Origin of the sequence: Azospirillum sp. BE72 (assembly GCF_031455875.1) — a bacterium.
Lineage (GTDB): Bacteria > Pseudomonadota > Alphaproteobacteria > Azospirillales > Azospirillaceae > Azospirillum.
In genome coordinates, this window is sequence record NZ_JAVDTO010000005.1 from 136,202 (window position 1) to 156,579 (window position 20,378).

Consider the following 20,378-nt stretch of genomic DNA (forward strand, 5'->3'; position numbering starts at 1 on the left):
CGCCGAATTGGGATCCAGATCCCCCTCTCCCCCCCGGGGAGAGGGTCGGGGTGAGGGGGTTGCATGGCGAGGAGCGTCCGGCAGGCGGATCCCCCTCACCCATCCTCTCCCCACTTTCGGCGGACCGAAGGTCCGCCTGTCGCGTCAGCGCAAACTTCGTTTGCGCGTGAGCGGGGGGGAGAGGGGTATTCAGCGTGTGCATTGCTAAGCCGCGACCGGCTGCTGCAGCGCCTTGGCGGCGGCGGGCAGCAGATCGATGACGGTCAGCGTCGTGCGGATGCGCTGCTTGGTGCCGTCCTGGAAGGCGATCGTGGTGTCCACGTCGATCTTCGGTTGGCCGGCATAGATGCTGTCGATGATGGTGCCGTACTTCTCGGCGACGACGCCGCGGCGCACCTTGCGGGTGCGGGTCAGCTCGCCGTCATCGGCGTCCAGCTCCTTGTAGAGCAGCAGGAACTTGGAGATGCGCTGAAACTCGGGAAGCGTCTGGTTCACCCGCTCCACCTCCGCCCGCAGCAGGTCGTAGACCTCCTGCTTGGACGACAGGTCGGAGTATGTGGTGAAGGCGATGCGGTTCTTTTCCGCCCATTTCGAAACGATGGAGAAGCGGATGCAGATGATCGCCGACAGGTATTCGCGCTTGTCTCCCAGGATCACCGCCTCGGCGACATAGGGGCTGAACTTCAGCTTGTTCTCGATGTATTGCGGGCTGAAGCGGTCGCCCTGGGCGGTGGTGGCGATGTCCTTGATGCGGTCGATGATGACCAGATGCCCCTTCTTGTCGAAGAAGCCGGCATCGCCGGTGTGCATCCAGCCGTCGCGCATGTCGGCGACGGTCGCCTTCTCGTTCCGGTAATAGCCGGCGAACATGTTTGGATGGCGGGTGACGATCTCGCCGACACCGTTGTGGTCGGCGTCGATCACCTTCACCTCGATGCCGTCGTCGAAAGGCACGCCGACCGTGTCGAAATCCACGTCGGCGCCGCGATGGACGGTGTAGGCGCCCATCGTTTCGGTCTGGCCGTAGATCTGGCGCAGCGGGACGCCCAGCGCCTGGAAGAACTTGAAGGTGTCCGGCCCCAGCGCAGCACCGCCGGTCGCCGCCGATTTCAGGTTTGTGAAGCCGAGCCGGTCGCGCAGAGCCTTGAACAGGATCGCGTCGGCCATCGCCGAGCGCTGTCCCTTCGACAGCGCCTCCAGCCCCAGCTTCATGCCGAGTTCGTACATCTTCTGCTTGAAGGGCGAGGCGTCCATCATCCGGGCGCGCACGTCGGCGGCGATGGCCTCCCACAGGCGGGGGGCGAACAGGACGAAGGTCGGTCCGATCTCGCGGAAGTCGTGCATCATCGTCTCGGCTTCCTCGACGAAGTTCACGCGCATCCGCGACACCACGCCCATGCCGACGGCATAGACCTGCTCCATGATCCAGGACAGCGGCAGGACCGAGACATACTCGTCCTCCGGCCCCTTGGGATCGGCGGACAGGTAGCTGGCGACGTGGCGGATCAGGCGCCCGGCCGGCAGCATCGCCATCTTCGGGTTCGAGGTGGTGCCCGACGTGGTACAGAGGATGGCGACATCCTCGCCCTTGGTCTCCGCCACCATGCGGTCGTAGAGGTCCGGCTGCGCGGCCAGCAGCTCCTCGCCCATGCGGATCAGGTCGGTGACCGGCATCAGCCGGGAGTCGTGGTATTTGCGCATGCCGCGCGGGTCGGAATAGATGATGTGCTGCAGCGTCGGCAGCCGGTCGGCGAGGTTCAGCAGCTTGTCGACCTGCTCCTCGTCCTCGGCGAACACCACCTTCACGTCGGCATAGGTGATGAGGTACGCGACCTCCTCGTCCAGCGCATCGCGGTAGATGCCCAGGCTGTAGCCGCGCAGCGCGTGGGTCGCGATCTCGCCCATCACCCAGTCGGGACGGTTGTCGCCGAGCAGGCCGACCACCTCGCCCGGCACGACGCCAAGCTTGGTCATGCCCAGCGCGAAGGCACGGACGCGGGCATGCACCTGGCCCCAAGTGAAGGTCCGCCAGATGCCGAAATCCTTCTCGCGCATGGCGATGTCGCCGCCATGGTCGCGGGCGTGCAATGCCACCAGCTTCGGCAGGGTGTCGTAGACGGCCAGATCAGGCAGATTGAGGTTCGACATCACGCGACCTCCTTGCGCGGCGGTACGACCGCGGCAGGAGCCGCCGGCGCCTCTTCCTCGTCGTCCTCGCCCAGATAGGCGCGGCGGACGCGGGGATCGGCCAGGACCTCTTCCGGCCTGCCTTCGGCGATCTTCTTGCCGAATTCCAGCACCATCACCCGGTGCGAGATGTCCATGACCACGCCCATGTCGTGCTCGATCATGACCACGGTCATGCCGAACTCCTCGTTCAGGTCGACGATGTAGCGGGCCATGTCCTCCTTCTCTTCCAGGTTCATGCCGGCCATCGGCTCGTCCAGCAGGATCAGGTCCGGCTTCAGCGCCATGGCGCGGGCCAGTTCCACCCGCTTGCGCAGGCCGTAGGACAGGGTGCCGGCGGTGGCCTTGCGCACATGCTGGATTTCGAGGAAGTCGATGATCTCCTCCACCTCGCGGCGGTGGGACAGTTCCTCCTTCCTGGCGCCGGTCAGCCAGTAGAGCGACCCGGTCAGGAAGTTGTTCTTCAGCAGGTGGTGGCGGCCGACCATGATGTTGTCGAGCACGGTCATGTGCCCGAACAGCGCCAGATTCTGGAAGGTGCGCCCGATGCCGAGCGAGGCGCGATGGTTCGGGGTCATCCCCGTCACGTCGCGGCCCTTGAAATAGACCTTGCCGTCCGTCGGCCTGTAGCGGCCGGAGATGCAGTTGACCATCGAGGTCTTGCCGGCCCCGTTCGGGCCGATGATCGAGAACAACTCGCCCTTACGGATGCCGAAACTGACGTCGGTCAGCGCATGGACGCCCCCGAAGCGCAGATTGACGCCCCGAGCCTCGAAGATGGTCTCCGCCTGGGTGGTGGGCGACGTTTTGGCAGGGCCGGGGTGTGGTGCGACGGGCGCGCCTGACATTTCCTCCTCCGTTGCTGTTGGTACCGCTTCTCGGGGTCACGACCCGGCTCTTTGGTGGCCGGCGAGGTCCATATTGTGGACCGTTTCATGAGCAACTTCCGCACTATATACCGGGTTCCGTTCTGTTATCAACACTGACATTCCGCTATTGCATGTTTTTTGACGCGACAAGCCGCCGCGCGGTCCATATGATGGACCTCATGAGCAGTCACGCCGACATCGCCACACCTCCTGCCGCTCCGAGCGGGGCGGGCGGCACCCAAAGCCTGGAACGCGCCATTGCCCTGCTGCGCGCGGTTGCCGACGCGGGCACGGACGGCGCGCGGCTGGCCGATCTGATGGCCGGGGTCGGGCTGTCGAAGGCGACCACCCACCGGCTGCTGATGGCGCTGGCGCGCGAAGGGCTGGTGGAGCAGGACGGGCGCAGCAAGCGCTATCACCTGGGTCCGGATCTGGTGGCGCTGGGCGATCTGGCTGCGTTGCGGCACCGGCCGGCTCCCCCTGCCCTGCCCCAGCCGCCGGAAGCAGCGGCGTCGGTGGTTGCCGAGGCGCCGCCGCCCCTGATGGTGAGGCCGTCGGCCTTCCTGCGGCCGGAGTATCGCGGCCTGTCCATCGCACTGGCTTCGCTGTTGTGCGACCGTCATGTCCGCGCCGCCGACGGCGCGCGGGCGGCGCTGCTGCATGAAAGCGTCGCGGGACAGACCACGGAACTGAGCTTCGCCCGCCTTGCCCATGATTCGGCGCGCTTCGCCACCGTGCTGGCCGGCATGGGGGTGGGACAGGGCGACCGGGTGGCGGTGCTGCTGCCCAAGGGGCCGGAGCTGCTGATCACCGCGCTGGCGATCTGGCGGCTGGGCGGCGTCTACATGCCGCTGTTCACCACCTATACCGCCTCATCCGTGGCCTACCGGCTGGCCGACAGCGACGCGCGGGCCATCGTCACCAACGGCTTCCTGCGCCGCAAGGTGCCGCGCGACAACACCCGGCCGGTGGTGACGGTGGAGGGCGACGAGGCCTTCGGTCCCGATGCCGTGCCCTTCTGGTCGTCGCTGCACGAGGCCGCGCCGCTGGCCGAGGTGGCGCGCTATCGCGAGGGAGACGCCTTCGCCCTGATCTACACGTCGGAATCCGAACCGACGCCGCTGGGCGTCTCGCTGCCGGTCAAGGCGCTGTCGGGGATCGAACAGTACATGCGCATCGGCCTGGATCTGCGCGACGACGACATCTATTGGAACATGGCCGATCCCGGCTGGGCCTATGGCGCCTATTACGGGCTGGTCGGGCCGCTGCTGCTGGGGCGGACGACGATCTTCTGCGACGGCCCCTACGACGTGCGGCAGGGCTACCGCATGCTGACGAAGTTCGGCGTCACCAACCTGACCGCCGCCCCATCGCAGATCCGCGCCTGGCACGGCGCCGATCCCGGTGTGTCACACCAGTTCGCGCTGCGCATCCTGTCCGTGGTGGGCGAACCGCTGCCACCCGACCTGATCGCCTGGGCCAACCGGACGGTGAAGGTCCCCCTGCTCGACCAGTATGGCCAGCGCGAGACCGGCATCTTCATCGTCAATCGCTACGATCCCGACGGAATCGGCCGTTACGAATCCGAAGGGGCCGACGGTGGCGAGGCCGCCCAGCCGCCCAGCGGTTCGCTCGGCCGGCCGATGCCGGGATTCCGCGTCGTCATCCTCGACCCCGACGGCCGGGAGGCGCCGGTCGGCGGCGCCGGCGAGATCGCCATCGACGTCGACCACTCGCCGCTGTTCTGGTTCGAATCCTACGCCAACAACCCGGAACGCACCGCCCAGCGCTTCCGCCATGGCCGGCGCTATTACCTGACCGGCGACCGCGCCTTCCTGGATGGCGACGGCAACATCCATTACCGCGGCCGGGCATCCGACGCGATCCAGATGCAGCAGGGCGAATAGGCAGGGGCACCGGTTTTCGGGTATAGATCGCCCTTGAGAACGCTGCGGCGGAATGCGGCGGCGGACGCCGGGGGAGCGCGAAGGACGGGTATGGAATCCAAGACGAAGAACCGCGAATCCTGGCTGGCCGCCGCCTTCGCGGCGCTGGCCGAAGGCGGCGTCGACAAGGTGCGGGTGGAGGTGCTGGCGAAGGCCCTGAAGGTCACCAAGGGCAGCTTCTATTGGCATTTCCGCGACCGCACCGACCTGATGAACGCCCTGCTCGACAGCTGGAAGCTGGGCCGCATCGCCGCCATCAAGGAACAGACCCGGCTGGACGGGCGCGAACCGGCGCACCAGCTGCGCGACCTGCTGGCGCTCTATGGCGGCAGCAAGCCGCGGGGCATGGCGATAGAGCTGGCGGTGCGCGACTGGGCGCGGCGCGATCCCGAGGCGGAAAGCGTCATCGCCGAGGTCGACCGCGAGCGCCTTCACAGCGTCGCCGGCCTGTTCGTGGCGCTCGGCCTCCCCCCCGACCAGGCCTTCGCCCGCGCCTACCTGTTCTACGCCTTCGCCTTCGGCCAGGGGCTGCTCGCCCCCGGCGCCGCGGCCGACCGCGCCGAGGTGGTGCGGGCGATCTGTGCCGACGTGCTGGTGCCGGAGGCACAGGTCTAGCGCCTCAGGGGCACCTCAGGGCGTATAGGCCAGCCGCACATTGCCCCAGTGGCGGCCGCGCACGACGATCGGCGCATCGACCTCCTTCAGGCGCACCATCCGGCCGCCGCCCATGTCGCGGCGATAGGCCTGCAGCAGGAACGGCCGGGCGTTGCGCGCGGCGGCAAGGCCCGACCGGTCGGCGAAGACGCGGCGGTTGCGGCAGTTGGCGGTGTTCCAGGCGGGGTCGCCCAGCCGCTGCGGTTCGGAATAGCGGCTGTTGTGGGTCGGCACATAACCGACGCTGTTGGCCGCCACGCAGAACTGGAAGCGGGGGTTGGAGGCCAGGACCGGCTCCTGGATCGCTGGGAACAGGCGGTCGGTCAACTCGGTGAAGGGGGCCAGCGCCTGTTCCGGGTCGCTGCCGGCAATCGGGGAGAGGTCGGTGGAGAACAGCGCCTCCTCACCGATGCTGCCGCTGGAAAGAGCGCCTTCCAGAGCCTTGGACAGGGCCGCGGCGGTGTCCTGCGCGGTGCGGATGACGTCGGAATCGGCCTCCACCATCGCGCGATAGGCCCGGCCCAGACGGTCCGCCTGACCATCGGACAGCTCGTCGAAGGCCAGATGCAGGCCGAGGTCGCTGATCCCGGCGACGACAGCCGGCAGGTCGCCGACATCGCGCAACGTTACGGTCAGCCGCATCTGCTCGGCAAGCGGGGGAAGCCCCGTGCCCTCCACCAGCATCCCCTCGAGCGACAGGTCAAGCATGGTGGCGTTGCGGCGATCGCCGGCCAGGACCAGCGTGACGGGCTCTTCGCAGGGGATCCGGTCGGACATGCGGCGGTCGCCGGCAACCGACTGGCGGAGCGCGATGACCAGCCGGCGCTTCAGATCGGCGACGGCGGTCTGGGTATCGGCCATCCGGCGGCTGACGTCGGTGGCGATGCCGGTGATCCCATCGGCCTGATCGCGGATATGCAGGACGCTGACCGACACCTGCGATGCCCCGCCGGCCGAGTTGGTGGCGCTGCGCCCGATCTCCCCATTGGCGGCGGATTGCTCCTCCACCGCGGCGGCGGTGGCGGCGGCGGCCTCGTCGATCTCCTCGATCACGGAAATGACGGTCTGGATCGCCGTGACGCTGCCGCCGACCGCCTGCTTCAGCTGGTCGATCTGGCGGGCGATGTCCTCCGTCGCCCGCGCCGTCTGGTTGGCGAGCGCCTTGACCTCGCTGGCGACGACGGCGAAGCCCTTGCCGGCCTCCCCTGCCCTGGCGGCCTCGATGGTGGCATTCAGTGCCAGCAGGTTTGTCTGGCCGGCGATCTCGTTGATCAGGTTGGCGACCTTGGCGATCTCTTCCGTCGCCACCTCCATCTGGCCGATGGCGGAGGCTGAACCGCGGGCGCTGTCCACCGCCCGCCGGGCCACCTCGCTGGACCGGGCCGCCTGCCGCGCGATCTCGTGCCCGGCACTGTTCAGCTCCTCCGTCGCGGCGGCGACCGACTGGGCATTGGCGCTGGCCTGCTCCGAGGCCGCCGACACCACCATCGTGTTCTCCCGCACCACGCCCAGGGCCTGCATCAGATGCTGGATGCCGTCGCCGGCGCGGTTGCTGGTCAGCTCCACCCCGATCCAGGTGGAATCCAAATCGCTCTCGATCGACTTGCAGGTCTCCAGCAGGGCTTGGCGGGTCAGCGCCTTCTGCCGCAGTTCGGTCTCGTGCTTCTCGTGGGCGGCATAGGCCAGCTTCGCCTTCATCGCGTTCAGTTCGGACGCCACGCGGGCGAATTCCGGCACGGTGATCGGCGTCATCGGATCGGTGAGAGCGCCGCGGGCGATGCGCTCGAACGTCTGTTCCAGGACCGACAGCGGACGGCGCACCGTGCGCAGGATCAGCCAGCCGAACAGGGCGGCCAGCAGGCAGCTCAGCAGAACCGCCGCGTCGACCACGGCGATGCGCCGCCCGTGGTCGGCTTCGGCCTTGTCGAACTCCTCCCGCGCCACCCGGATCTGGAGTTCCAGCAGCGCGTCCGACACCCGGCGCAGCTCGGCGAAGGCGGGGCGGACGGAGCCGCGCAGATGGGCGTCCAGCGCGGCTCCGTTCTTCTCCCGCGCCAGGGCCAGGGCCGGACCGATGCCGGACTGGAGATAGGAGCCGACCAGCGGCTTGAACCGGTCGGCAAGAACCGCCTCCTCAGGCGTCAGGTAGGTGGCGAGATAGGCGCTCAGCAGCCGCTGCATGGCTGCGGTGTTGCCGGAAACCTCCGCTTCGACGGCACCGAAGTCGCCGGCTCCTTTGCCCGCCTGAAGATCCGCGGCGAGATCGGTCAGGCGCTGCCGGCTGTCGCGGGCGAGATTCTGGATCTCGCCGATCTGATAGGCGGGAACGGTCCGATCCTCATACACCGTACGAAGCGACCGGTTGGAGGCCTCCATGCCGTCCAGGCCGAGCCAGCCGGCCAGCAGCATCGCCAGGATCAGCAGCACCATCACCCCGGCCAGACGCCCGGACAGGCTGGACCACGCCATGGCGGCGGCCCGGCCCGCGCGGCTGCGGCGAACGAGCGCGCCCTGTTCCAGCGCCACCGCCGCCCGCCCGTCGCGCATGGCCGCATACAGGGCATCGGCTGCCGCGACCTCGTCGCGCGATGGTTTGGAGCGGATGGAGATATAGCCGGTGACGGCGCCGTTCTCGATCACCGGGGTGACGTTGGCGCGCACCCAGTAGAAGTCGCCGGACTTGGTCCGGTTCTTCACCAGCCCTTCCCAGGGCCGTCCCGACTTCACGGTCGCCCACAGGTCGGCGAAGGCTTCCTTGGGCATGTGGGGATGACGGACGAGGTTGTGCGGAGCGCCGATCAACTCATGTTCGTCGAAACCGCTGATCTCGACGAAAGCCTGGTTCACGAAGGTGATCCGCCCGCCGGTGTCGGTACGCGACACCAGGGGGACGCCTTCGGTCAGATGGACCTCACGGTCGGTGATCGGGGTGTTGACGCGCATGACGCGGTTCCGCTCCAGCCAGAGTCTTGCAGAAAGCGGTCGGGCGTGGAGGCGAAAACAGTAGCGCCGGACGACCGCATCGGTCGCACCCCCGAACCGGACGTTGCGCTGCAAGCGGCATGCCGCGATAAATCGACAGCAGCTGAACAATCTGCGCGACGGAATACAACGGAAAGGCGATCTCCGCCCGCCGAACTTGTCGCAAAATGCGTCCGGAAAAGAATGGCGGGCGCGGCGCGCGGTGCAAACTGAAAAAAGCTATACAGTCTAATTGTTTAGCCGCGCAACGAGCCTTCGGACAAGCCGTCCAGCGGAATGGCGGTGACGCTCTTGACCTCTTCCATCACCGCATAGGTGTGGGTTTCCCGCACGCCGCGCGCGGTGGACAGCAGTTCGCCCAGGAACAGGCGGTATTCGTTCATGTCGCGCACCCGCGCCTTGACCAGATAGTCGAAGCCGCCGGCGACCATGTGGCATTCCATGATCTGCGGCATGCGCAGCACGGTGGCCTTGAAGTCGTCGAAATTGTCGGGCGTCGTGCGGTCCAGCACCACCTCCACGAAGACCAGCATCCCCGCTTCCAGCCGGTGCGGGTCGAGCAGCGCGACATAGCGCTGGATGATGCCGTCCGCCTGCAGCCGCTTCACCCGCTCCAGGCAGGCGGCCGGGCTCAGGTTGATGCGGCGGGCCAGTTCGACATTGCTGAGACGTCCATCCTCCTGCAGTTCACGCAGGATCTTGATATCGGTGGGATCGAGGCTGCGGTCCATCGGCGGCTCGGAATGCTGTTCGGCAGGCTGCCCCGATCTTCGGGCAAAGAACGGGGCGACCCCGGAACCGACCATAGCAGGAACGGCGCCGACCGCGCCACTCCGAAGCCTGTTTGCCGGTGACGGGCGGACGCCGTCACGCCGCCAGCGGCAGCATCACCGTCATGCGCAGCCCGCCGGTCGGGCGGTTCTGGGCGCTGACGCGGCCGCCGAAGGCCTCGATGTTGCGGCGGACGATCCACAAGCCGATGCCGAAATGCGCGGCCCCGGCCTGATGGGCCGCCGATTCGTCTTCCGGCATGCCGCGGCCGGGTTCGCGGTGGGAGAAGTAACGCTCGAAGATGCGTTCCAGGTTGGCCGGATCGACGCCCGGTCCTTCGTCGTCCACCACCAGCTCGGCCCAGCGGCCGTTGCGGGTCAGGCGGACGCTGACAGCGGAGTCGGCCGGCGAGAAGCTGACGGCGTTCTCCACCAGATTCTCGACGATGGTCTCCAGCGTCTCCTCGCTGGCCCGGACCACCAGCCCGGCATCGATGCGCGAGCGCATGTGCAGGCGCTGTTCGGCCAGCAGACCGGTATAACCGCCGGCCATCCGCTCCACCAGTGACGACAGGTCGACGCGGCGGCGCGAAGGGGCCAGCAGGTCGGCCGCCGCCTCGTCCATGCGGCGGGCGAAGGACACCAGCCCGTCCAGCTTGTCCAGCGACTTCTCGATCATCGTCAGCGCGCGCTGGCTGCGGGCGTTCTCCGCCGGCAGGGCGCGGCGCAGCGGCTCCACCGACTGGCGGATGACGGCGATCGGCGTCTTGAAGGCGTGGGCGTTGTCCTCCGCCGCACGGCGCAGCGATTGGGCGCTGTCGCGCAGCGTGGAAACGAGACGGTCGAAATCCTCCGCCACCCCGGCCAGTTCCGGCACGGTGTTGCGCGCGGCGAAGGAGGCGCTGCGGCCCTCATGGTCGGGGGTATCCTCGCCGCCGACGATGCGGCGGGCAAGATCGCCGAAACGGTTCAGGTTGCGCCAGACGCCGGCAAGCACGGCCAGCACCAGGGCCGCCATCGCCAGATAGATCGCCGCGGCGGCCTGAACCGCCGGCGTGCTCCAATAGGGACGGCCGATGGAGGAGGAGATGTAGGCTTCGGTCGCATGGCTGGTCACCAGCGCCCAGCAGCCGAAGCTGGTCTTGATCGGGGTGATGGAGGACAGCACCTCCTCGCCGCCCTCGGCATGGGGAACGCGCATCGCCAGCGTGGAGTTGCCGGCACAGCTCGACCCCAGCCGGTCCAGCACGCCCTGTTCGAGCAGCAGGCGCCGTTCGGCATCGATGTCGGCGGTCGACAGGCTGGGCGCCGCCGCGACATAGAAGAAGGGTTCCGGTCCGGTCCTGAGCGCCGCGGCCCCGGTGGCCGCCACGCGCGGACGCACCAGCAGCTTCAGCCGCGTGCGGTCGTCGCCGTAGCGGGCCAGCGCGCTGCTGAGGCTGGGCAGCGCCGTGCGGTCGACGCCCAGAAGTTCCGGTTCCAGCGCGCGGGCGATCAGCTCGCCCTGGCGCTGGGCGCTTTTCAGCAGGAGCTGCTGCGAGGCCTCGTCGGCGCGCTGGAACTGGTCGTAGAGCAGAACCGGCACGGCGACGAAGACGACGGTGAGCAGCACCAGGCGGCTCGCCATCGAACGCCACAGCCAAAGCAGGCGGGCGGACGCTTGTCTGGGCGCCCGCATCGCGAGGTCACTCGGCAGCAGCGCCATTGATCAGCATGTCCTCGCTCATACCATTGCGCGTGCCGTTGCCCGGGGCATTGTCCACGCCGTCCTCGTCGCCGCCCTGGGCCGGGTTCTCGCCCTTGCCCCAGCGATAGCCGAAGCCCGGATAGTTCTCGATGCAGGCGAAGTTGGCATCGACCGAGCGGAACTTCTGGCGGATGCGCTTGATGAAGGCGCGGACGTTGGCGCGGTAGCCCGACGGGCCATAGCCGGCGACGAAGCCCTTGCCGTGGACGAGGTCGTAGATCTCGCGGTAGGACACGTCCTCTTCCGGACGGGTCGACATCAGCTTGACGATGTTGAACTCGGTCAGCGTCAGGTCGATGCGCTTGCCCTTCCAAAAGGCGCGGCTGTTGTCCAGGCGCAGCTCCAGCTCGCCCAGGCGATGCATGGTGGCGTTGCCGCCGGCCTCCGCCTCCTCGGCACCCTTGACCGCATCTCCCTTGGTGCCGTCCAGGATCAGGCGCATGCGCTTCAGCAGGATCGACAGGCTGCGCGACTTCTCCACGAAGTCCAGCGCGCCGCCGGCCAGCGCCGCCTCTTCATAAATCTGGTCGGACAGGACCGTCAGGAAGATCACCGGGGTGGCGATGCCGCGGGCGCGCATCTGGCGCAGGACGTCGATGCCGTCAAGCTTGGGCATGCGCCAGTCCAGCAGGACGATGTCGACCGATCCGTCGGCGGCGAAGAAATCGAGCGCCGGCTCGCCGCGGTCGAAGGTGATGACCTCGTATCCCTCGTCGCCGAGGTTGAGGCTGAGCGACTCACGGAACAGATCGTCGTCGTCCACCAGAGCGATGCGGGCAATGGTCGGTTCGGTCATTGCGGACATTCCCTTGTTCGACTCCGCCTTACTGAATCCCGGGGCGGACAGGGCGCCCTGCGTCAGCGTGAGCGAGGAGTTGGGCGAAGCATCGGTGGTCGGCGTCAGGGACATTTTGGCTGCTCTTCATATCGTAGGAGAGGGCGCGGAAGTCCTGGGACGAGGTCATATCCATGAAGAAGAAGACCTTGAGGGTGCAGTCACCCTTGGAATACCGCCAGATCTTGGCGGGAGGCGCCTCTTCCCTTGCAACAGGGGACCCCAGGAGGTTGAGAGTCTGGACTTCGTCCAGCCCGACAAGACTGTCGGGGTCGGCGTTGGTGGTTGCGGGAGGGGTGGGCGTCAGCCCCACGGCCGGCCCCACGGCCGGCATGGCCGAGGCGTTCGCCGTCCGGGGGTCAATGGCCGCCAATTGGGTGGCGGCGGCGTTGGCGTCGGTGCTGGCCGCCGCCACGTCGCCGTTCGTCACCGGCGGGCCCGGCTGCGGCATCGGCAGGGTCGGCGCCAGCGATGCGGCGTCGGCAATCTTGCGGACCGGCTTCTGCCTGGGCACCGGCGGGGAAGCCGGACGGGCGTTCGGGTTGGCGGCCGACATATCAGGTCCGCCCCATCCCGGCCCGACCGTGTTGGCCGGGCAGCCGGCCAGCAGCAGGACCGCGACCAGCAGGCCCGCATGTCGGCCCCGGCCGGCGGCGTAGGCGCCGAACTGCGCCACATCGCGGAGGACTGCCGGCACGGTCATGGGGGCGAGCCTTTCAAACACTGGAGGGACAAACACGAGATGGTCGGCTATAGCGGCATTAACACGGAACCGGCCGTTTCCATCTGACCGCAAAGTTTACTTCGCGTCTGAGTTGGGGTTGACCGCGTCTGATGACCCTAAACTCAGTCCATCCTGGTTAATGGCGCGTTAAAGCCACAGCACATACCCCCATTTTGCGAAAACCTACCAATATTTTGCGAATTTTCGTTTGAATTTCGAGCGAATGCGTCGGGGGATCTCCCCGTGTTTTGCTCAAAAGTGGTACGCAATTGGGTCAAGTCCATTCTACGTCGACCGCTTTGTGGGGTACAGGCGGAGGGCGACAGGACGTGACAGGAATGAGGCAGGAAGATGGCCGGGATCGGACGGGAATGAGGCCGTCGTGGGCCAAAGCCCAAAAAACAATCGGCGGCGGAGCCACCCGGGTATGGCTCCGCCGCCGCTCAGCCGGACGGGCAACAGGTCATGTGGCGGCGCGCAAGACAGCGGCCGCAGGGCGTTGCCTCTGGAACTCCAGCCGTGGTTCCGGCCGGCCGTCAAGCCGGTCGGCGTCGTGGGAACAATGCATTTTCGGCACCATCCATCACGGTCGCCATCATGCGCCGGACTGACGGCGCAGTCAAGTTTGCATTACGTACAATTTAGTGCTTCCATTATCCGGCCGATTTGGGGAGTTGGACTTTGATCTTGCCCCGGTTCGGTGGACACGGGTTCACGCAGATCTTGGCTCGGCCTGTTCGGGGGTGATGTATCCGATGGCCGAGTGGGCGCGTTGACGATTGTAGTCGGTCTCGACATAGGCGAACACCTCCCGGCGCGCTTGGTCGCGGGTTTCGAACCGAGTCCGATGGACCAACTCGACCTTGAGAGTGTGGAAGAAGCTCTCCATGGGAGCATTGTCGTAGCAGCAGCCCTTGCGCGACATGGACTGCCGCATCCCGGCCGCCTGCAACAGGTCGCGATAACCCGGTAGGCATACGTCGCGATTCGCTACACCGAGCGTCTCACCGAAGCCGGGGTCGAGCCCTCCGTGGGCAGCGCTGGCGATTCCCACGATAACGCGTTGGCCGAGACGATCAACGGTCTCTACATGACCGAGGTGATCCGGCGCCGCGGGCCATGGCGCACCCTGGAGGCTGTCGAGTTCGCCACCCTGGAGCGGGTCGACTGGTTCAACCATCGACGCCTGCTCGACCCCATCGGCAACATTCCTCCCGCAGTGGCCGAAGCGCGCAATTTTGCCCAAACCGAAGACGTCGCCACGGCAGCGTGACGCAACCAATCCGGCCTCCAGGAAATCCGGCGCGGTTCACAAAGGCCGCGCTGGGCGCCGTCGGGCGCGACGCGCGCTCCATCTCGCCCTCAAGCACCAGCTCGTTGCGCAGGTTAACCAGCAGCGTGCGGATCGTGAGACCGGACGGCGGCGCATCCATGATCATGACCTCTTCCAACGCGAGATCAAGCGCAAGCCCTCGTCGAATGGCCGTGCGCCGGTCGCCCGTCTTGAGCGACATCTCGTATGTCGTCCGATGATCGCCGCAGGGAAGAGCACGCGGGCAGCGTCGCCGCCAATACCAGATTCCGGAACGCAGAGAGGTGGGCCATCTTCGCCACGCTCGGTCACTCCGGGCTGGCCGGGGGTGCGCGATGTGCGACAGCGTTGCGAGTCAGTTTCGCACACGCCCGGCGTTGCAGGGTGCGCGCCGCCCTTAAGTTCCTGAGAGTGCTGGCCGCTTGGAAAAGGTTGGTTGGGGGACTAGGATTCTAAACTAGCGTCCCGCCGCCTCGTCACGACCGCTCAGGAAGCCGGTTCCGCCGCGATCCTCCTGATTATAGGTGATCGATGGGCACCAGGGAAGGGGCACCAGCTTGGGCAGCAGGGCAATCGCTTGATAGCTCCTGCCTTGGTTTGCGCCTTGCCGTGCCTTTGCCGAACAACACTTTTCCGTCACCCCCGCGAAGGCAGGGATCCATAACTCCCATGGCATGCCGCTTTGGAACGCATCGATCCCCGCCTTCGCGGGGATGACGATTAGGGGTTTGGGTTCTTGTGCGTTTCGGATCGTGGCCGGCGGATGAGGTGCCGCTTGACAGTATAGTGATGCGGTTCAAGCGATTACCCTGGCCTGGGGACCAAGACGTTGCCTGCGCCGCCATCTATAACGCCCGTCAATGGCAGTTTGGGCCCGGAGCGCGTCGTCCATGTGCCGTCTGCAGCCATCGTCATCCGTTCGACCAGCACCTCGTCAACGGAGGCATTCACATTGCAAAATGCGTCTCTCGACGTTGTGAGATGCTTGCGGAACGAATAGCGATGCCCATAGAGACTGGCGCAGACAGTCGTGAAAACTCTCGCAGATGTACCAGACCGCCTCTCGCCAGCAACGCCCCTGTTCAGCAAACAGTAACATTCCACTCCGCATCAACCACAATGCTCTTTCTACAAAAATATTATTAGCTTATCCAGCGGTAGATTGAAATAACACTTGCGACTGCCCCCACTGCCCCCATAATCCTGAAGATTAGCCTGAACGAGCGGCCGAACGTCCATGTCACAAGTTTAGTGTCATTCCCCTGTGAACCGGCTCGGCCGCGTTGCGCCTCATCCAAGATGACACGGGCAAAATTCGGCATGCATGCGGTTTCTCCCGATGCTAGTGCATTTTCCGCTATCTTAACGAGTTCAGATCCGCGTTGATCCAACTTGAAAAAGAGGAAGGAGAACAGCATGAGCAAGCCGCCGAGCATTGCGACGACCGGCGCCATCGGTTTTCCTCCCTGAAGGCCGGCGCCGATACCTGCTGATATAATGCCCGACAACACAACAAAGAAATTAAATACTGAAATCCGTTGCTGGGCGTGCAGAGCAAAATAACGCCATGCATGATCCAGCCCCTTGTCTGTTGGCTGCAGGCACTGCGCCGATGTGGTCGGCCCTGCCGAATCCTCGCGGTGCGAGACCGCCCCGATTTCTGACTTTTTCTCGGTCATGGTTCGTCCTCTTTGGTAGTTCTATGCTTGATCTATGCTTCTCCAGGACTGCCGTGCAATCATTGGCGCTCTTAAACGATGACGCCATCCTGGTCGGCGGTTTGAGAGTGTGACCTGATTGCGCGCCACTTACGCTCAAAGACTTGAGCGCGCTTACCTACTAATCCCGCGATCCGCACTGACTTGGACCATTGCCCTGAACGGACCTCCGCACCGCGCCCGCTCCCATCAGGGCCGCCTCTCCCGCCAGCATCAAAGCATCGTAGAAGCGCCCGCCGGCATGCTGAACGCGGGACTGGGTGAGAAGCCCTGCGGCGAGATCCTTCCGATAAACTAGGTTGTCCCGACTGACAGTGCGAAGCCGGTCGACGGCATCCTGGGCAAGCACCAGCGCATTGGCCAGTAGCCCAGTGCGCCGGTACGTTTCCGCCAGCAGCATGCCGCTGCGTGCCAGCGCGCACTCCCGTTGTGCGGTCGGTACCTGCTCCATCCGCTTCTGCCGGTGGTCGAACGCACATTCAGCCGCCTTCTGCGCTTCTTGAAGATCGTCGGTGCGGAGCGCGGCCAATGTCAGGAGTTCATGAATGGAGGCGACGTCGTCCGCGACCGCCGCCGGGTAATCCATTCCGACGGCACCGCGCAGATCCAGGGCACGTCCCGCGAACTCCTTGGTCACGGACAGGTCGCCTACATCGAATGCCAACGCTGCCTGCAGACCTGATACCGCCGCCTGCCGATCAGGAAATGCCTTCGTGTTGCACTTGGTCAGCGAGGCGACCAAGGCGGCGGCGTATCCGGCCAAGCGCCGCGCCTTCTTTGCCTGTCCGCAGGTTCGGCAGACTTGGGCGCGGAGTACCATCGCATGCACCAGTTCCGGCCGAACCTCTCGCTGCCCATCCTTTCGTTCAGATCTCAAGAGCGCGATGGCTTCCCGAAGATCATGATCCGGATTCCACGTCGGATCGAAGATGCCCCGCAACGACGCCCGTGTAACCAGCGACTGCGCCAAACCCAATGCATGCGCCGCGCCCACCCTATTGGCGAGTTCGCGGCAGATGTTGACGGCTCGGTCAGCCGCGGCGGCGGCCGTCACCACCTCACCATTGCGGTCCAGCATGGCCGCCATGGTCCGCAGAGCGGCCGCAAGGCCGGCGCGGGCCGGGGACGCTCCGGCAGAACCCAGCCGCTCAAAGCACTCCACCGCTCGCCTCGCGGCTGTCAGGGCATCCTTGTCCTCTCCGGTCAGAGCCAAGGCCGCCGCGTGCTGGATGAGCGCCCGCCCGAGATCCTCTCCGAAACGCAGGGGGTATTCGGCGCCCAGCCGGTCAAGAATGTCGACGGCTTCCTTGGCTGCGTTAAGAGCCTGACTGCGCGCCTCTAGGCGAATGTAGAGCGTGGCGGTGTCGGCGAGTACCACCGCGAGATCCGGCTCATGGGCGTCGGGACGCTGGCCCGCCAAGGCGCGGTACTCGGCAATAGCGCGCTTCAGATGGTGCTCGGCGTCAGCCCAGTCGCCTTTGACAGTCAGGCGGACGCCGACGTTGGCGTGCACCGCCGCGCGTTCGGGAGAGGGAGGGTCGTCGGTCCCGCTGACGAGCCTGATCCGCAGCACGGCGTCGGTCGCCGTTGCGCACGCCTCGCGTTCCCTGCCGAGTGCGGCCAGACGCAGCGAGAGATTGTGGAGCGCAACGATCCCATGGACGTCATAGACGCTCGAGCCCCCGTTTTGTGCGGAGCACAGCTCAAGATAGGAATGCGCCGAGTTCAAGGCTTCGCTGGTATGACCCATCTGGCTTTGACAGCGCGAGAGGACGTTCAGCAGCAGCGCGTGGTCGGCACGGAAGTGGTTAGGGTCGAGGATAGATAGCGTGCAGAAAAGCCGGCATGCTGCCTCGCAGTGGCCAAGTGCCTGGTCCAGCTTTCGCATCAGTAGCAGTTCCCGAACGAACCGGGCCGAAATCTGCGCCAGCCCCGATGCCGCCGGCATGTCGCTGAACCTAGCGGCCAAAGCACGTCCCTCGACATGCTGCATGTCATCTGGCGCCCCGCTCAAAGGCAACCGCACCATACGGCTGTCCACGGCGCGGAGCACCGCGCCGAAAAGCTCGGGTTTCTGGTCTGCCAGTGGCGTCAGGAGCCGAAGCGCTTCCCCGTAGCGGTTCCGAGCTTGTGTGGACAGTCCCTGTTCGTGGTGTGATTTCGCTTTATCCAGGGCCTCGGTGACAGCCAGCATACGGGCCTCGACCGCATCGGTCCGCCAGACGTCTTGAAGATGGAGCCGGGTCACCGCCTCGGCGACGTCAGCCATGGCGACTGTCCGCTCCGGCAGCAGCGAGTAGAGCTGGGAGCCCAGAGCAGGGGCAGAGCGCCTTTCCAGCAGCTCCACCAGAATACGGCTGACCGGAGGGCCTACCAGAGCCGCGGCATTCATGACGTCGGATGCGGACTCCGGCCAACTCCGGTCCACTGCCTGCTCCAGGCGGGGCACCAATTGTGGATCCCGTGCGGCCAAGCGACCCAGCAGTTCGAAGGAACGGGTCAACACCACGATGGATGGGGTCGGCAACGGATCCGCCATCATGGCAAATCCCGGGTGCCGAAGACAAGATCGAACAGCGCGTCAGCGTTGCGGTCGAGTTCGGCCTCCACGAGGTGCTCACCCAGGAGATCGGGAAGCAGCGGCTCAATCCACCGCTCACCGGGGTAGGCATCGCGCAGTAGCTTTGACACTTCGTTGAGGATGTGCTGCGGCTGATCGGCCAGCAAGGGTACTTTGGCAAGGATAGCCCGAGCCTCGTCAGCCGTTCGAGCCCCGCCGCCCAGCGTCAGCACTGCCATGGCTTGGCTGATGCCGTCGAGAAGCGTAGGGGGCAGTCCACGGGCGCGGGCACGCTCCTCCCAATAGTGCTTCTCCTGCTGCAATACGTAGTTGAGGACGCCGTCCTCACCCTGGACCCGGATCCCTTCGATCGAGGCCAGCGCCCTCATATGCAGAAGAAGCACTCGGTCGAACAGCGTGAGCCCGATGTCGAACTCGTCGTCCTGCGGCTCGGGCCGGTGCAGCTTCCCCGCAAATTCCTGCCGGGCCAGATGGTAAGAATGCCGCCGCTCGTCATCGGAAAGGGTCAGCGGTCGCAGCTGGTGCCAGCGCGTCGCAGGTCCGCTCAATAGGTCGCCGACGCCGCGGCTGCGTGCCTTCATCAACTCCCACCAGTCGCCGATGGCGCGCGCCAGCAGGATGATGCGCAGGCGGCCCGCCTCCTGTCCCGAGGCCCTGGCTAGCAGGCTTTCGACGATCTCTGGACGTGTCTCGGCGTAATCGACGACAATGAACATCCGGTCGCCGCTGCCGTCCGGCAGATTGCCTGTCCAGCCGTCTGGCCTGCCCGGCGCTTGGTCGGGATCAACGAACCCGACACGCCAACCGTCCTTGCGCATACGATGGCAGAGTTCGATAAACAGGCGTGTCTTGCCCATGCCACCGGCTCCTGTATAAAGCCGCACGGCAACCGCCGACGTGTCTTCCTCGCACCATTTTACCAGATCCAGCTGTTCCAGCTCGCGGCCGTGGAACGGAACGACTCCGTAATCCGCGCGCAGAAGCGCGCCGGGCGGCGAGCGGTCGGGCAGCCATTCCCGCTGCGGAATGGTGCAGAACGGAGCAAGCGGCGTCTCCTTGGCCGCGCCGTCCTGCACGGAGAAGGACGCCGAAGCGCCCGTATGGGCAGACACGGTTGCAGAAAGGACGACTCCCTCCGGACCCGGTCCGGAACCTACCAGCATTGTCCCCATCATCGGGTCCGGAAGCATGGACAGGATCTCGAAGGCGACGGCGGCGGCGCTGTCGGCGGCGATGTCCTGGCTGCCGCGGGCGTCGGTGGCCGCCTTGTCGTCGAGCAGGTCGGAGATGCCGCGTACGACCAAGCCGCGGACCTCCTCGTTGTGGTTGACGGCGTCGAGGAAGCCGTAGCCTTCCATCTCCACGGCGATGGCGTCGTTGTAGTGCTCGCGCAGGAAGCGGCACAGCTCCGACTTCGCCGAGGCCACCAGCTTCTCGCCAGCGGCGACACGGCCGAAAACAAGCTTGCGATTGTCTCCGGGAAGCCGGTAGCGCAGCCGGGCCACCCAGTCGTTGCGATACGGCAAACCGCGCGCGAGGGACATCAGGCTCGTGCTGCTGCGCAGTTCGCGTGGACGAACCAGGAATCGGGTGGATTCAATCTTTCCGGATTCGTACCCATAGACACTGCTGGCGACGACCACGTCGCCGATGCGGACGTCCTTCATGCCGCCGGCGATGCCGACGAAAAGGGCGATATCCGGCTTGAACTCGGCGATCGTGCGTTCGGTGAGCAGGGCGGCCATGGCATTCCCCGCCCCCATCTCGCCGACAACGACGTTCCAGTTGCCCGTCTGGCCCGAGAACTGTCCGATATGAAATAGGCTGCCCCGCCGCATCTCCCGCCGCAGACCCTGAAGATGCTGCAGCACATGGCTGGTCTCCACGGGTATGGCGGTCATGATGATAGCGGTGCGCATAGCTCTGCTCCGGTGATGCGGGCCGGAAGACTACATGCGACTTTTCTCCGTGGCAATGACGGGTTGATCTGTTCGTGGCGGCCTATCTGAATTTTCATACAGACATTCAGCTGGGAACACATATAGGTGTCGTC

General features: G+C 65.9%; 13 protein-coding genes and 2 pseudogenes. 3 read left to right on the top strand and 12 right to left on the bottom strand.

Going from position 1 to position 20,378, the window contains the following annotated elements; all coding sequences use genetic code 11:
- Positions 1–204 precede the first annotated feature (204 nt).
- The gene (locus J2Y49_RS16960) at positions 205–2,148 is read right to left on the bottom strand and encodes a long-chain fatty acid--CoA ligase (protein WP_310116037.1); all 1,944 of its coding nucleotides are present in this window, start codon (positions 2,146–2,148) and stop codon (positions 205–207) included.
- On the bottom strand, positions 2,148–3,035 hold the full coding sequence (locus J2Y49_RS16965; protein ID WP_310116038.1) for an ABC transporter ATP-binding protein: 888 nt from the start codon (positions 3,033–3,035) through the stop codon (positions 2,148–2,150). The genes J2Y49_RS16960 and J2Y49_RS16965 overlap by 1 nt, the downstream gene beginning before the upstream one ends.
- Before the next feature lie 200 nt (positions 3,036–3,235).
- Here J2Y49_RS16965 and J2Y49_RS16970 point away from each other — a divergent pair, with 200 nt between their 5' ends.
- Positions 3,236–4,963, top strand: coding sequence for an AMP-binding protein (locus J2Y49_RS16970; RefSeq protein WP_310116039.1), 1,728 nt, complete (start codon positions 3,236–3,238; stop codon positions 4,961–4,963).
- 90 nt (positions 4,964–5,053) lie between these two features.
- A complete protein-coding gene (locus J2Y49_RS16975; protein WP_310116040.1) occupies positions 5,054–5,617 on the top strand; it encodes a TetR/AcrR family transcriptional regulator in 564 nt (187 codons plus the stop codon).
- 15 nt (positions 5,618–5,632) lie between these two features.
- Here J2Y49_RS16975 and J2Y49_RS16980 read toward each other — a convergent pair whose 3' ends face one another.
- From J2Y49_RS16980 to J2Y49_RS17005, 6 genes and pseudogenes are all read right to left on the bottom strand, one after another.
- Entirely contained in the window at positions 5,633–8,599 is a 2,967-nt protein-coding gene (locus J2Y49_RS16980) for a methyl-accepting chemotaxis protein (RefSeq protein WP_310116041.1), read from the bottom strand.
- Positions 8,600–8,874: 275 nt separating this feature from the next.
- Positions 8,875–9,369 (bottom strand): winged helix-turn-helix transcriptional regulator, encoded by a 495-nt coding sequence (locus J2Y49_RS16985; RefSeq protein WP_310116042.1) that lies wholly within the window; start codon positions 9,367–9,369, stop codon positions 8,875–8,877.
- Positions 9,370–9,505: 136 nt separating this feature from the next.
- Positions 9,506–11,113, bottom strand: coding sequence for a HAMP domain-containing sensor histidine kinase (locus J2Y49_RS16990; protein ID WP_310116043.1), 1,608 nt, complete (start codon positions 11,111–11,113; stop codon positions 9,506–9,508).
- Positions 11,094–11,951 (bottom strand): response regulator transcription factor, encoded by an 858-nt coding sequence (locus J2Y49_RS16995; protein WP_310116044.1) that lies wholly within the window; start codon positions 11,949–11,951, stop codon positions 11,094–11,096. Before J2Y49_RS16995 ends, J2Y49_RS16990 begins: the two co-directional genes overlap by 20 nt.
- A 28-nt stretch (positions 11,952–11,979) precedes the next feature.
- A complete protein-coding gene (locus J2Y49_RS17000; RefSeq protein ID WP_310116045.1) occupies positions 11,980–12,693 on the bottom strand; it encodes a hypothetical protein in 714 nt (237 codons plus the stop codon).
- Positions 12,694–13,426: 733 nt separating this feature from the next.
- Positions 13,427–13,678: pseudogene (locus J2Y49_RS17005) on the bottom strand (IS3 family transposase); the annotation flags it as partial.
- 12 nt (positions 13,679–13,690) lie between these two features.
- Between J2Y49_RS17005 and J2Y49_RS17010 the strand changes: the two are divergent.
- A pseudogene (locus J2Y49_RS17010) lies at positions 13,691–13,987 on the top strand (integrase core domain-containing protein); the annotation flags it as partial.
- On the opposite strand, the gene J2Y49_RS17015 reads toward J2Y49_RS17010, so the two are convergent.
- The 4 genes from J2Y49_RS17015 to J2Y49_RS17030 form a co-directional block, all read right to left on the bottom strand.
- Positions 13,887–14,372: a DUF6538 domain-containing protein gene (locus J2Y49_RS17015; protein WP_310116117.1), complete on the bottom strand. Its 486-nt coding sequence runs from the start codon at positions 14,370–14,372 to the stop codon at positions 13,887–13,889. The pseudogene J2Y49_RS17010 and the gene J2Y49_RS17015 sit on opposite strands and share 101 nt — an antisense overlap.
- A 796-nt stretch (positions 14,373–15,168) precedes the next feature.
- Positions 15,169–15,705: a hypothetical protein gene (locus tag J2Y49_RS17020; RefSeq protein WP_310116046.1), complete on the bottom strand. Its 537-nt coding sequence runs from the start codon at positions 15,703–15,705 to the stop codon at positions 15,169–15,171.
- Positions 15,706–15,865: 160 nt separating this feature from the next.
- Positions 15,866–18,286, bottom strand: coding sequence for a tetratricopeptide repeat protein (locus J2Y49_RS17025; RefSeq protein ID WP_310116047.1), 2,421 nt, complete (start codon positions 18,284–18,286; stop codon positions 15,866–15,868).
- Positions 18,283–20,244, bottom strand: a complete 1,962-nt coding sequence (locus J2Y49_RS17030) for a 5'-methylthioadenosine/S-adenosylhomocysteine nucleosidase (protein ID WP_310116048.1) — start codon at positions 20,242–20,244, stop codon at positions 18,283–18,285. Before J2Y49_RS17030 ends, J2Y49_RS17025 begins: the two co-directional genes overlap by 4 nt.
- Between the last annotated feature and the right edge of the window lie 134 nt (positions 20,245–20,378).